8 protein-coding genes are annotated in these 14,193 nt (G+C 64.6%); 2 read left to right on the plus strand and 6 right to left on the minus strand.

The window, feature by feature from the left end; translation table 11 throughout:
• Positions 1-41 precede the first annotated feature (41 nt).
• Positions 42-341 (plus strand): WXG100 family type VII secretion target, encoded by a 300-nt coding sequence (locus AC5WEY_RS01460; RefSeq protein WP_495644392.1) that lies wholly within the window; start codon positions 42-44, stop codon positions 339-341.
• Between the two features lies 1 nt (position 342).
• On the opposite strand, the gene AC5WEY_RS01465 is transcribed toward AC5WEY_RS01460, so the two are convergent.
• The 4 genes from AC5WEY_RS01465 to AC5WEY_RS01480 form a co-directional block, all read right to left on the minus strand.
• Positions 343-954, minus strand: coding sequence for a YveK family protein (locus tag AC5WEY_RS01465; protein ID WP_495644393.1), 612 nt, complete (start codon positions 952-954; stop codon positions 343-345).
• An 18-nt stretch (positions 955-972) separates the two neighbouring features.
• A complete protein-coding gene (locus tag AC5WEY_RS01470) occupies positions 973-1,647 on the minus strand; it encodes a chymotrypsin family serine protease (protein ID WP_495644394.1) in 675 nt (224 codons plus the stop codon).
• Between the two features lie 118 nt (positions 1,648-1,765).
• The gene (locus tag AC5WEY_RS01475) at positions 1,766-2,431 is read right to left on the minus strand and encodes an RES family NAD+ phosphorylase (protein ID WP_495645496.1); all 666 of its coding nucleotides are present in this window, start codon (positions 2,429-2,431) and stop codon (positions 1,766-1,768) included.
• A complete protein-coding gene (locus AC5WEY_RS01480) occupies positions 2,416-3,015 on the minus strand; it encodes a DNA-binding protein (protein WP_495644395.1) in 600 nt (199 codons plus the stop codon). Before AC5WEY_RS01480 ends, AC5WEY_RS01475 begins: the two co-directional genes overlap by 16 nt.
• 186 nt (positions 3,016-3,201) lie before the next feature.
• Here AC5WEY_RS01480 and AC5WEY_RS01485 point away from each other — a divergent pair, with 186 nt between their 5' ends.
• Positions 3,202-3,372 (plus strand): hypothetical protein, encoded by a 171-nt coding sequence (locus tag AC5WEY_RS01485; RefSeq protein ID WP_495644396.1) that lies wholly within the window; start codon positions 3,202-3,204, stop codon positions 3,370-3,372.
• 10 nt (positions 3,373-3,382) lie between these two features.
• Here AC5WEY_RS01485 and AC5WEY_RS01490 read toward each other — a convergent pair whose 3' ends face one another.
• Together AC5WEY_RS01490 and AC5WEY_RS01495 are read right to left on the minus strand one after the other, a co-directional pair.
• Positions 3,383-4,261, minus strand: coding sequence for a cyclopropane mycolic acid synthase family methyltransferase (locus AC5WEY_RS01490; protein ID WP_495644397.1), 879 nt, complete (start codon positions 4,259-4,261; stop codon positions 3,383-3,385).
• Positions 4,261-14,118: an amino acid adenylation domain-containing protein gene (locus tag AC5WEY_RS01495; RefSeq protein WP_495644398.1), complete on the minus strand. Its 9,858-nt coding sequence runs from the start codon at positions 14,116-14,118 to the stop codon at positions 4,261-4,263. The genes AC5WEY_RS01490 and AC5WEY_RS01495 overlap by 1 nt, the downstream gene beginning before the upstream one ends.
• Positions 14,119-14,193 lie beyond the last annotated feature (75 nt).

The raw sequence follows: 14,193 nt of genomic DNA on the forward strand, positions 1-14,193 counted from the left end.
ACCGTGGTGACAGGCACCAACAGCCTCGGGGGAGGAATGTGATGGGCGATCGTCTGGACGTCAGTGTGCCGGTGCTCCTCGATGCAGCGGGTAGAACCGACCTCGCGATCGAGATGGCATCCGACGATCTGGCCGTGGTGGCACGCGATATGTCGGCGGGTACAGCGTGTTGGCCGGGCGCAGCAGGCGAAGCGTTCTCGGCCCTGCTGTCTGCGTGGGATGCAGCCGACTCGACGCTGTCGACCGATGTGAAGGATCTTGCTCGAGAACTTCAAGCATCTGCACGCGAATATGCAGAAGCCGAGGCTCGAACTGAGGCGCAGATTCGCGGTATCGGCTGAATTACGGCCGTTTCCTTCCGAAACGGCGTTGTGCGAGTACCAACGCAACACCGACTAACAATCCCGCTACAGCACCGATCGTGAGATATTGCGCGGTGTTCGGTCGGATCGGGGTAGACGAGGCTTCGGGCTGGTTGCGTATCCCGAGGGCCGCCGAGGGAATCTCACCGTCCTCGGGGGCCTCCAGCTCCGCAACCACCGAACTCAGTTCGATAGCCGTGGTGTTCGCGATGTCTCGCGCGAGCTCGGGAGAGGTGTCGGTGGCGACGATGTCGAACACGACACTCTCCACCGAGTACGACATCGTCACCTTCTGGGCCAGCTCCGCCGGACTGAGATCGAGTGCGAGCTCGTCGACAACTCTCGACGTGATCAGATTGCCTTTCACCAGTTCCGCATACGCCACGAGCCGCTGCTGCGAAAACAGGTCCGCCTTGTACGTATCTTCTCTGAAGGTCTGACTTCGCGTGGAGACGAACATCTGAGCCCGCGATTCGTACACTGGCGTAACCAGCAAGCTAATCCCGAATGCCGCGGCCACGAATACGACGATGGACACGGCGACGATTCGCCAGCCCGCCCTGACGATGTCTCCGCAGCTTTGCTTGCTCACCTCACGCCGTCCGGGTGATCAGCTTCCCACCGGCCGGAAGCCCGCACCCGGCGCACCCGATGCACTCAACAAACGCAACGATTCCGTCGCCGATGCGTAGGCGGTGGGACTGAGCAGCGGAGCGCCCGAGGCATGGCTGGCGATTCCGATCAGCGTGGTGCCGGCCACCAGTGGGGCTCCGGAGTCGGCCCAGACGGTGACGGCGTCGGACATGAGGTCACTGCCCCGAGTGTCGACGATGGTGCCGCACGTCAGTCCGCTCCCGAGCCCGCTCTTGCAGACCGGCTGTCCCACCGATCCAATACCGATGTCCGTCACGGTGATTCCGCCCAGACTCGACACCGGCGTGACCTTGGTGGGATCGAGGACGATGACGCCGTAGTCGGGTCCCCAATGCCCGACGGCCGTGGTGCCGACCGGGGCGGCGGGCGATCCGACGAGCGTCACGGGCAGGCCGGTGCGCAGAATGCAGTGCCCTGCGGTGAGCGCAACGAGGCGGCCCGCGTCGTCGTATCCCACGGCCGCGATAGAGCAGGCGGTGAGGTCGTCGACGCCTCCCGTGGTGACGAACCCACTGCCGGGTCCGACGACCGGAAGGGGTGCTGCTGCAGCGGTTCCAGGAACCATCGCGCTGACGGCCATCACCGCGGCAGCGAACAGTCCACTGGCAAAACCGATTCGAGCCTTCTTCATGTGGGGCATCCTTGTCGACAAACAGTGGGGCAGGGTTTACGTGCGCGAATCGATCCTGGCATAGGTACGTCGTTCCCGTGCGACGTGAATTGTCAGCCCTACCGCAATCGAGAGCCAACTACACGACTCCGTATCCGAGACGTTTCGCCGCACCGGCAATGCGGCTGGAAAGGTCGGGATGGGTCAGCGGTGCAGAAAGCACTGGCCGGTCCGGCATAGCCGTAACCGCAGGTGCGAACAGTGCAAGGCAAGGAACCCCGGCGAAACGGCTGTTGTATCGCAATCCTTCGAGGTCTGGATATGCCTCTACGATAGCGCGGGCCCACCGTTGAGTAACGGCATGCTGGCCGGTGGAGAGTGCATAGTTGCCACCGGTTCGCGTGGCCCACGCTCCCATGCTGTCGGTGCAGATGTCCAGAACCGTCAGTGGGCGACCAAACGACAGACCTGTGAGGAAGGGGCGATCGCGACTGCGGTCGATCGTCCGGTCGACCTGGAACGCTTCGGCCAGCGCGGCACCTGGTGTCGAAGCCCCGTACCAAATCCCGCGGCCACCGGGGTCTTCTCCCAGCGGTCGCTGATGAGGGTCGAAGCGTAGTAACGGACCGAACGTCCGCAACGCATTCCACGCGATCACATGGTCACCGTCGGTCTTGTGGACGCGCCACCACACTTCGGAGGGTGCGATCACGCGAGATTCCTCGGAGCGAATCTCGAACCTACGCAGCTCGCGCACGGACGGTGGGTCGGACAGCATCGAACGTTCCGTCACACGGCTGCCCAGTCGCGGATCTCGATCAGCTCGAGCACCTTTTCGGGGGCTTCGCCATGCAACAACCACTGCTTGACCGACAGTTGCCGTCCGTCGATCTCCAGCTCTGGTTGTGGCGTGAGAAGGAAGCTGGCAACCGACGTCGGATGCAGATCTCTGGGTAGTAGCTGCTGCAGCACGCGATCCAAGCCCCGAACGAGTACGAGGATCGATGTGTCTGCTTCGGTCTCGACGACGTCGAACTGCACGCTGGGAAACACCCACTTCCCACCGTCGTCGATCGCCCACAGCGTGTGATCCAAACGGCGCTGCCTTACACGAGAAGGAGTGACGCTCAACCCCTTCGAGACCTCGGATGCGGAATAGGACGTGTTGTACAGGCGACCCATGTGGGCTGTGACGTCGGCTGCGACTTCGGCGTACGCCTCGGGATCCTCGATGAGTCCAGCCGAGTCGAGCAGCGTAGCCTCCCCGGCGGTCAGTCGTGTTGCCCAAGGCCTGTGAGCAGGCAACGTGCGGAGCGCGGCGATGAGATCGTCTCGATCCAGATCGAAACGATCCCGGAGCAACGAATCGAATTCGTCGATAGTGCTCATACCGAACCTCCCATTCACCTAACGGTGTCTAACACGACAGTACACCCGTTAGAGCAGTGGGGTCAGTGATAGTACGCAGGCGGACACTCAGGCCCCACGCGCCTCCATACGCCGAGCGCAGGGAGCGAGTCGCGCCCCACAGGCATGTGGACAATCCACACCCATCCAAACAGCTATCGGTTACGAATGCGTGCCATGTGGTGGGTACTCGGCATCGTCGCCGTGTGGCTGGTGATCGGCGCAGTTGCCGCCGTGTGGATCGGCCGTGGCATTCGCCGGGCCGATGCCGAGGAGTCCGCCACCGAGTCGCCGCGCAGAACCACTGACAAGCCACCACCGGAGACGGACGCCGCGTAATCGAGCGGTGTCACTGTGCAGGCGTGTCTCCGGCTTCGAGGGTGAACTGCACGACGTCGATACGTGAACTCTTGAATCGATCCGACGAGCCGGTGAGGTACTGAACGTACTTGTCGTACGTCGCCTCCGAGGACACGGCAATGGCCTCGTCCCGGGACGCGATCAACTTCTCGGCCCACGTGTCGAGTGTCCTCGCGTAGTGCAGCCTCAAGGGGTGCTCCCGCAGCAACTCGAAGCCTGCCTCGGCCGCCTTGGACTTCACCACCTTCACGAGCGTCAACTGCCCGCCGGGAAAGATGTCACGCAGGATGAAGCGCGAGAAGTGTGCATCCTCGCGCGTCAGTCCGCCCCCACCCGAGGCTGGATCGGGCGGCGTGATGACGATGGTGTGCAACAACATTCGACCACCCGGCTGCAGTACCGAGCGGCACTTGGCGAAGAACGCCGAGTACCGGTTTCGTCTGAAGTGCTCGAATGCACCGATACTGACGATCCGGTCGACGGGCTCGTCGAATTCTTCCCACCCCTGCAACCGGATGTCGACGGTGCGATCCGTCGACAGTCCGGCAACAACGGTGCGACCGTGCTCGTACTGGTTACGGCTCAACGTCAGACCGATGACGTTGACGTCGTACTTCTCCACCGCTCGCTTGGCGAGAGCGCCCCAGCCGCAGCCGATGTCGAGCAGCGTCATCCCCGGCTTCAGGTCCAGCTTGCCGAGCGCAAGATCGATCTTGGCCGTCTGAGCTTCCTCCAGCGTCATGTCGTCACGCTCGAAGTACGCGCAGCTGTACGTCATACTCGGATCGAGGAACAGAGCGAAGAACTCGTCCGACAGGTCGTAGTGCGCTCGCACGTCATCGACGTACGGCTCCAATTGTTCGCTCATCACGCCACACCTTTCCCCACCGCATCGGTGCCGATCACTCGGCCTAGTGCACGGGCGCCCTGCTCGCCCAGCATGTCTTCGTGTTCCGCATCCACCCGGTAAACCGAAATCCGGCCGTCCACGAGATCGGTCCAGTGCTCGGCACCATGCGAGCCGCGAGCAGCGAAGTAGTGCACCGGCCCCGCGAACACCGTCGGCGTGTACGACGCCACCCAGGTGGGAGCCATCGCAACGGGGCGATACATTCGCTCCAGATGATCCACCGTGAGGAACGCCAGTTCGCTTCTGTTCTCGCGCAATCGATCCACGACTGTGTCGAACGAGTGACCGTCGACCCCGAGCTGACGGGCGAGATCGTCGACGCCGAACTCCGTCGCGCCTTGAGGTGCCGAGAGCTGCGCGTCGACGAGCGCAAGCAGCGCGACGTCCTCACCTTCGGACTGCAGTTGCGTGGCAACCGCATGCGCGATCACGCCGCCGAGCGACCACCCGACCAGGTGATACGGACCGTGCGCCTGAACACCTCGGATCTCACGCACGTATCGCTCGGCAAACTCCTCGATCGAGGCCGGCGACGCTTCACCATCGTTGATGCCCGGTACCTGCAGCCCGTACAACGGCCGATCGGTCTCCCCGAGCAGCGAGAAATAACTCCAGGCGATTCCGATGGCCGGGTGCACACAGAACAGCGGCGCACCCACACCCTCGGTTCGAAGCGGAAGCACCACATCGAAGACCTTGTCGACGCCATCCACGCCGGTGTCGAGTTGCGTTGCCAAAGCAGAGATCGTCGGATGCACCAAGAGCAGGCTGATGGGAAGCCGACGGTCCAGCCGGTCCCCCAGCGCATCCATCACCTGCACCGCCGAGAGGGAGTGCCCGCCGAGATCGAAGAAGTTGTCATCCACTCCGATGTCCTCGCCGGCCACCTGCAGTACCTCGGAGAACACGGCGTGCACCGACACTTCGTTCGCGGAAACCGGGGCCCGGCGTTCGGTCGACATGACCGACGGCTCGGGTAGCGCGCTCACATCGACCTTGCCGGACAACGTCATCGGCAGTGCATCGACGACGGTCACGGTACTGGGCACCAGGTACGCCGGCAGCGTCCTCGCCAGAAAGTCACGAGCCTCCCGCGGTTCGACGCTGCCCACCACGTAGGCGGCCAAGGAATCTCCATGACCGATCACGCTGGCCTGAAGCACATTCCGGTGACGCAGCAGCGCCGCTTCCACCTCGGACAGCTCGACGCGATGGCCGCGAATCTTGACCTGTGAATCCACGCGGCCGAGGTACTCGAGTTCACGATCACTGCCCTGAACCACGCTGCCGCGAACCACCCAGCGCACAAGATCGCCGGTTCGGTAGAGCCGACCGTCCCCGAACGGATTGGCCACGAAACTGCTTGCCGTCGTTCCGCTCTGCCCCACATATCCTTCGGCAAGGCCGGCCCCGCCCAGGTACAGCTCCCCTACGACATTGTTTCCCACCGGGCGTAGCCGGGCATCGAGGACCACCGTGTCGAATCCGCGGGTCGGTCCGCCGATGGTCACCGGTGCCAACGACTGGCCCCGCTCACGCTGATCGGTGGTGCAGGTGCTCATGACGGTCCCCTCGGTGGGGCCGTAGGCGTTGAAGACCGAACGATGACGTGACCATCGCTGCAGCAAAGCAGAATTGGCGGCTTCACCCGCCATGACAACCACCCGAAGTGACGGTACGGCATCGGCGTCGGTCACCTGCAGCACGGTCGGCGTCAGGCACGCGTGGGTCACCTGGTGTTGCTCGATGAGCGCTTCCAGTTCGCGCCCGCCGTGCACGTCGGACGGAACGATCACCACACTGGCTCCCGCACCGACGGCCATCAGCGTCTCGAAGATCGACGCATCGAAACTCGGGGAGGCGAACTGGAGCACCCGCGAACCCGGCTCCACACCGAACAGATCTCGTTGGCTCTGAACCAGATTCGCGATACCGCGGTGCGTCACCCGCACACCCTTGGGCACCCCGGTGGAACCGGAGGTATAGACGACGTAGGCCACGCTGTCCAGCGGTACTGCGGAAACATCGACTCGGTCGAGCTCGTCGCCGGTGACACTCACCCAGTCGTGACCGAACGAATGGAAGTCGGCAGCCGAGATTCCCGTGACCGGGGCTGCACGATCGAGAATCTCCTGCACTCGGGCGACAGGTTGGGAGGGGTCGATGGACAGGAAGCCGGCACCGGTCTTGGCCACGGCCCAGATCGCGACGAGGTACTCGACGGAGCGAGGGTAGGCGATGGCCACCAGAGTGCCAGGACGAACACCTGCACGTATCAAACTGTCTGCCAGTGCATTCGACTGCCGATCCATCTCACGGTAGGTCAACGACCGCGACCCGTCGATCACCGCGGTATTGTCCGGCCAGCTCGTCACTGCCTGCGCGAACACTGCCGCCAGTGTGCATTCGGTTGCGCTGCCGTGTTGGGACGCCAAAGCCGACGGGGCATGCCCGAACTCTGCACTGCCGAGCCGGAAGTGCGGCTGCGTCGAGACCATCGTCAACACCTCGGCCAGCCGCTCGGCGAGTCCCAGAATCACCGATCGCGAGAACCGTGCGGGTGAGAATCCGAGATGGCCGATCAGTCCGGCCTCGGACTCGTCGACCAGAACCTCGAGGTCGAACTGTGTAGCCGTGATGTCCACGCGCCGCGGGGTGATCGAGGTCGACTCCAATTCGATTGTCGGAGTTGCCGTATCACCGAAGGCGAGGAGCACCTGGAACAGCGGATGGGTATCGACGGCGCGCGTGGGCGCCGCCGCGTCCACCACCCACTCGAACGGGACGTCCGAGTTCGCGAATGCATCGAGATCCCGGTCGCGGACAGCGGTCACGAACTCCTCGAACGATTTCGCAGGATCGACCTCCGTCCTGAGCACCACGGTACCGACGAACATGCCGACGAGGTGGTCGAGAGCGGGGTCGGATCTACCCGCCACCGGCGTCCCGATGGCGATGTCCTGGGTGCCGCTGGCTTCGGCGAGTACAGCAGCGAGCGCTGCGTGGACGACGACGAACACCGTTGCACCCACGCGATGCGCGAGTGAACGGAGCCGCGTCAGGGTCTCCGCATCAACGGAGAACTCGACGGCGGCCTCGGCCGAAGGATCAGGAGTACCGGTCGGCAGATCGAGGAACTCCGGCACGCCTGCCAGGGTGCGTCGCCAGAATTCCAGCTGATCCGACGCCACGGCGTCGAGCACACCCCGCTGCCACACCCGGTAATCCGAGTAGTCGACTGCGAGAGAGTCGAATTCCGGTGCAGAGCCCGAGATCCGAGCCAGCAGTGCGATCTCGACGTCTCGGGCCAGGGGACGGAGCGAGAGACCATCGATCGCGATGTGGTGCGCAACAACAGACAACACCCGCTCGCCGCCTCGTTCCACCAAACCCAGTCGTAACGGCGCTTCGAGGGTCAGATCGAAACCGTGCAGGGCCGAATCGCTCAGCCCGGCATGAGCGTCGTCCAACGTCGACAGCACGATCTGAGGGTCGAGAACAACGGTGGCGGGACCGTCCGCGGTCGACGGGTACATCGTGCGCAGCGGTGTATGCCGTTCCAGCACATCCGCTATCGCGGCGCGGAGCACATCGAGTTCCAGGTCCGGCGGAAGCGGCACCTCGAACGCGATGTTGTATGCGGCCGATGCCGGGTCGTATCGATTCTGCAACCAGATGCGACGCTCGGCCGGGGCCAGGCCGGGGTATGACCGCGCGTCGGGATCATGAATCAAAGCCGGAAGCGGGGTGTAGTTCTCGGACAACAGCTCGATCGCGGACGCAAGCTGCTCCGCAGTGGGTGACTCGAAGATGGTTCGCACCGGCACCTGGGTACCAAGCGCCGCACTGATGCGGGTTGCGGCACGCGTCGCGAGGAGAGAGTCGCCGCCGAGAACGAAGAAATTGGCGTCGACGGCCGGATTGTCGATACCCAGCAGGTCGGCGAAGATTCCGAGCACCACCTCTTGCGCCAAGGTGCGTGCCTCCGCCGAATCCCTGCCGGGCAGCGTCTCCGAGTACAACGCGGCGAGGTCGACTTTGCCGTTTCCGGTCAGCGGAATACCGTCGATCCGGGTGATCACGGCCGGCTGCATCGACAACGGCAGCCGGTCCAGTAGCCACTGGGCCGCGTCGTGGCCGTCGAGTCCCACCACCCATGCGTGAATTCTGTTCTTACGCATCGCTGCTACTGCAGCGCTGACGTCGGGATGCGCCGTCAGGGTGCTCTCGATCTCCCCCAGTTCGATGCGTACACCGTTGATCTGGACCTGATCGTCTCGGCGTCCGCGGTAGTCGAGCAGGCCCGAGAGTTGCTGCCGGACGAGGTCACCGGTCCGGTACATCCGCATGCCGCCGGGTGCCGCCACGAAGCGAGCGGCGGTCGACGCCGGATCCGCGTGGTAGCCGCGAGCTACGCCCGAGCCGGCGAGGTACAGCTCCCCGACTCCTCCGAGCGGCACCGAGTGCAACCGGTCGTCGAGCACGAGCGCTCCCACATGAGCCAACGGCCGACCGATGGTGACCGGCTCACCGGCACGAAGCGACTCGGCCAACGTAGCCACCACCGTCGCCTCACTGGGACCGTAGGCGTTGAGCATCGACCGCCCGGTCGACCAGTCGTCGACGACACCGGCACCCAGCACGTCACCGCCGACAGCGACGGTCTCGATCCCCGGGGTCGGCGGCACGGTAGCGAGCACCGCGGGCGTGGACAGGTAGTGCGTGACGCGATGCGCGGTGAGGAAAGCCGACATCTCGTCGCCGCCGAGAAGCTCCGGCGGTGCGATCACCATGGTTGCCCCGGCCCCGAAAGCCAGCACCAGCTCGAGGACCGCGGCATCGAAATTGACCGAGTAGCCATGCAGCACGCGCGAACTCGACGTCACGCCGTAACGGGGAACGACCTGCTGTGCGAGTGCATACACACCCTGATGCGTCACGACGACGGGCTTGGGTGTTCCCGTCGAACCCGACGTGTGGATCACGTAGGCGGGGTGCTCGGGCTGCAGCACTGCCACGCGGTCAGCGTCGGTCAGCGGCAGATCGCTGAAGTTCTGGGCCTGAGACTCGTCGAGCCAGTGCACCGTCTCTTCGACGCCACCGAACCCGATCTCGATGTCTGTCAGCATCTGTTCCCGACGAACCGCGGGGTAGCGCGGGTCGACGGGCACGAACGCGCCGCCTGCCTTCACCACGCCCCACAGCATCACGATGTACTCGGCCGAGCGTTCGAGGGACAGAGCGACAAGCGTTTCCGGCCCGACGCCGTGTGCGATGAGCAGCCGCGCGATCCGGTTCGAGCGAGAATCGAGCTCGGCGTACGTCACCGATTCCAGGCCGTCGATCGCGACGGTCTCACCAGAATTCCAGACAAACACGTCGAGTAGCGTTCCGCCCGAAGTCGAGGCCGGCAGCGCCGGCGTCTCGGCGAGGGCCAGATCGCCGACCACAACAGTGGGATTGGCAACGGCCGCATTGAGGACGGACAGAATCACCGAGGCGAACTGTTCGACGGTAGCTCGCTCGTAGAGGTCCAGTGCGTACTCGATCTGGCCCGTCACGGCCGCTGAATCGTGCTGGCCCTCGAGCACCAGGGTGAGGTCGAATTCCGAGGTGCGGGTGGGAATCTCCAGCACCGAGACGGGCAGGTCCTCGACGGATCGGTGCGGTGCATTGTCGAATGCCAGCATCACCTGGAACAACGGATGCCGGTCGAGGGATCGATCGGTGGCCAAGGCGTCGACGATGCGTTCGAACGGGACGTCGGAATGCGAGAAGGCATCGAGGTCTGCGGCGCGGACCGCATCGAGCAGGGACGCGAAACTTCCCGACGGGTCGACGGTGACCGCGAGAGGCAGTGTTCCGACGAACATGCCCACCATCTCGTCGAGCGCTTCGTGACCTCGCCCTGCGGTCGGAGACCCGACCACCACCCGGTTCGAGGTGCCGAACCAACTCAGGGCGGCGGCCACCGCGGCATGGACGACCATGAATGTGGTCGAGTTGGTCGATCGGGCCAGCTCACGAATACCCGCGTGCAGAGTCGACGAGATCTCGAAGGGAACCGCGTCCGTCATCATCGATTGCACTGCCGGCCTGGGGTAGTCCGCCGGTAGTTCCGCCGATGCGATATCGATATCACCGAGAACCGATGCCCAGAACGAGAGTTGTTCGTCGGCAACCGAATCCACCATCAATCGGTTCCACACCGCATACTGGCCGTACTGCGCACGCAGGCGTGGCCAGGTGGGCGCGTGACCTGCTCCACGAGATGCATGGGCAAACGCGAAGTCGCGTACGAGGGGGTCGACCGACCAGCCGTCCATCGCGATGTGGTGGACCACGACCACAACGACGGTGTAGCCGGATTCTCGCACGTTCAGAAGTGTTGCGCGAATGGGCACTTCGGCCGACACATCGAACCCCTCGGCCGCGAGCGCAGCCACAGAAGCGTCCAGATCACGCTCGGATACCGTGCGCGCGGGGACCTCCACCAGGACGGTGTCGGTGGGCCGCACCACCTGCCGCGGACCGTCGTCGTCGGACGGGTAGTACGTACGTAGGGCTTCGTGGCGCTCGATGACGTCACGCAGAGCCGTCAGAACCATCGGTGCATCGTCGCCGGCTCGCACTCGCACTGCTACCGGCATGTTGTAGGCAGGCGATGCCGGATCGAACTGGTTGAGGAACCACAGCCGCTGCTGTGCGTACGACAGCGGGATACGTTCGGGCAGCACGGTATCGAGAAGCTCGAGCGACACCTCGGAAGCAGCGGACGAGTCGATGGCCGCCGCGACTGCGCGGACCGTGGGGTCGGCGAACAGTACGGTCAGCGAGATCGAGGAACCGAGGCGAGCGAGAACTCTTGTGGCGCTGAGCGAATCACCGCCGAGCTCGAAGAACGAGTGCTCACGCCCCACCTTCTCGACACCGAGCACGTCGGCGAAGGCTGTCGCCACGGCATGTTCCGTATCGGTGTGCGGCGCAACATATTCGGTCGTGACGAGTGCGATGGGGGCCGGCAGTGCATGACGGTCGACCTTGCCACTCGCCGTGATGGGTAGTGCATCCAGAACGACGATGATGCTGGGAACCATCCAGGCGGGCAGGCGGCTGCGGAGCTGACTGTCCAGCTCCGCCGTGACTCCGGTGACGTAGAGGACGAGCCGGTTGTCGCGCACGACAGCCGCAGCGGCGGTCACCCCGGCACACATCGTTGCCGCGGACTCCACTTCGCCGAGTTCGAGACGACGACCGTGCAGTTGGATCTGCTGATCACCGCGGCCCAGGTACTCCATCGTGGACCCGTCGAACGAACGGCGGACGATGTCTCCGGTGCGGTACAACCGAGCTCCGGGTACCCCCGGGTCTGCAACGAACCTCGTCGAGGTCACGCCGGGCTGCCCGCTGTATCCGCGGGCGAGTCCGTCGCCGCCGAGATAGAGCTCGCCGATGCCTCCCCCCGGAGTGGGCCGCAGATGCGCGTCGAGCACCAACCCGCGGACACCCGGCAGCGGTGCGCCGATGGTCACCCGTTCGGCCGCGCGCATCGGGTCGGAGAGCGTGGCCAACACTGTCGTCTCGGTCGGACCGTAGGCGTTGTGCATCGCCGCATCGGCAGCAACGAACCTGTCGCGCAACGCAGGAGGGCACTCCTCGCCGCCGACATCGAAAACCTCGATGGAGCCGAGGTCGTCGGGGTCGAGAGTGGCCAGCACGGTGGGCGAGGTGATCAGATGCGTGATCTTCTCGCGGTCCAGCACGTGGGCGAGGGCGGGACCGGCGTAGACGTCGGCCGGGGCGATCACCAGTGTGGCACCCGCAGCGAACGCGGCAAGGATTTCCTGGATGGACGCATCGAAGACCGGCGAGGCCACGTGCAGCACGCGCGAGTCGGGAGTGACGGCGTATCGGTCGACGACGTTGGCCGCGAGTTGCGCGAGTCCGCGGTGAGTGACGCTGACGGCCTTGGGTTTACCGGTCGATCCCGAGGTATGGATGACGTAGGCCTCGTTGTCGACGTGCACGTCCGACGCAACGAAGGCACGCGGGTCCGCGTCGAGCAGATCTTCTATATCGAACCACTGAGTCGAATCCGGAAGTTGTTGCAGCGCAGCCTCGGTGGCGATCCCGAACTCGACGCCCGCGTCCGCGATCACGGCAGCCAACCGCTCGGCGGGCTCGGTGGGGTCGAGGGGAACGAACGATGCGCCTGACAGCGAGACTGACCACGATGCCAGCAAAGATTCGTAGGAGCGCTCGATCGCGACGGCGATACGCTTCTCGGGGCCCGCCCCGATCGAGACGAGTTGCGCAGCAATATGTTCTGCAACCCTGGTGAAGTCTTCGCTTGATTGATCGACCCCGGTGGCACGAACCACCGCGCCGGCCGTCAGCAGCGAGGGCACCAGCGCAGGGGTTGCGGTCGCCGCTGCAGATGCGCCGAGTAGCGCTGCTCTCTCGTCGACACCGAGCACCTCGAGCTCGGACACGGCAAGGCCCTCGGGGGCATGAACCACCTCGCCGAGGAGCGCGAGGAACCGTCGATGGTGGGCTGCGAGCTCATCGGTGCTGTAGAGCGCCGGGTTCCCGAGGAAGTCGACGCGGGTACTGGTGCCGGCGACACCGGGGTAGACGTTGACCATCATGTCGTCGATGGGGCCGCTGGAGAGCACGCGGTATTCGCCGATGACGTCGCCGAGCCGAATTGTGCTGTTGTACATCATGATGTTGACCGTGGGACCGAACACTCCGCGTCCCGCGGCGGCACTGCCGGTGCCGTCGCCGGTGGCCCGCTGCATGTCCTCGACGCGGAACCGCTGATGACGTAGTGCGCCGGTGAGTTCCACCTGGATCCGGCGGAGGAGTTCTTCGACGGTGACCCCTGGTTCGACACCGATGCGCAGCGGCACGACGTTGGACATCATGCCCGACGATTCGCGCAGTTTGGTGGTCGCGCGGCCCGATACCGGCAGGCTGAGCATGACGTCTTCGGTGTCGGTCATGCGCGCGAGGTAGAGCGCGAACGTGGCGAGCACGACGGGAACGTCGGAAGAGTTGTACCGATGTGCCACTGCAGCAACGGCTTCGGTGAGGTCTGCGTCCAACACGGCACCGACACTCACCGTCACTCCACTGGGAGCGGCAGGTGCACTGGGGCTACCGGCCAGCCTGGGGGCCTCGAGGTGGCCGTCGAGTCTGCCGAGCCAGTACTGGCGATCGGTCTCGTAGCGGGAGGAGCTGCGGTACGCGGCCTCGTAGTCGTAGATTTCCCGCACTCCGATGGCGCGGGTCTTCGGGATCTCGGAACCCTCGATCAATGCGGTGTACACCGCAGCGGTGCGCTCCTGCACCGAGATTGCGCCGAGTCCGTCCATCACGATGTGGTGAGCGCGGCTGTACCAGTAGTAGTGGCTCGGGCCCACCTGGATGATCTCGGAGGCGATCAGCTGATCGCGCACCAGATCCACCGGCTGCCGGTACTGCTCGTCCATGTAGCGCTGGGCATCCTCGATGGGATAGTCGCGGTCGGTGAAGTCGCGGTAAATCATGGCGTACGGCACCCGGAGGTCCGACCACTGGTACGGATGACCGTCGTCCACGCCGATCCGCACTGCAGGCGATTCGAGCCGTCGGCAGGCGATGTCGGTCGCACGAATCAGCAGGGCCGGATCGATGTCGCCGCGGATCTCGACGTATTGCGCGATGGTGAACGGCACATCCGGTGCAAGCTGCTGAGCGAGGTAGATATTCATCTGAGCAGCCGACAGCGGGAAGCGGCCATCCTCGAACCGCTCACCCGACTCTGGCGACACTCCCCGACCTCCTCAACGCACTCGGCTTCGATTCGGCCGGCGCGCACCATCGACGTCGATCTTTCATCGCCCATT

It is taken from the genome of Rhodococcoides sp. S146-33 (assembly GCF_059489205.1).

Excerpts from the sequence above, each read along its gene's own strand:
- AC5WEY_RS01460 (WP_495644392.1), top strand. The coding sequence starts at position 42 with ATGGGCGATCGTCTGGACGTCAGTGTGCCGGTGCTCCTCGATGCAGCG.
- AC5WEY_RS01470 (WP_495644394.1), bottom strand. The coding sequence starts at position 1,647 with ATGAAGAAGGCTCGAATCGGTTTTGCCAGTGGACTGTTCGCTGCCGCG.
- AC5WEY_RS01480 (WP_495644395.1), bottom strand. The coding sequence starts at position 3,015 with ATGAGCACTATCGACGAATTCGATTCGTTGCTCCGGGATCGTTTCGAT.
- AC5WEY_RS01485 (WP_495644396.1), top strand. The coding sequence starts at position 3,202 with ATGCGTGCCATGTGGTGGGTACTCGGCATCGTCGCCGTGTGGCTGGTG.
- AC5WEY_RS01490 (WP_495644397.1), bottom strand. The coding sequence starts at position 4,261 with ATGAGCGAACAATTGGAGCCGTACGTCGATGACGTGCGAGCGCACTAC.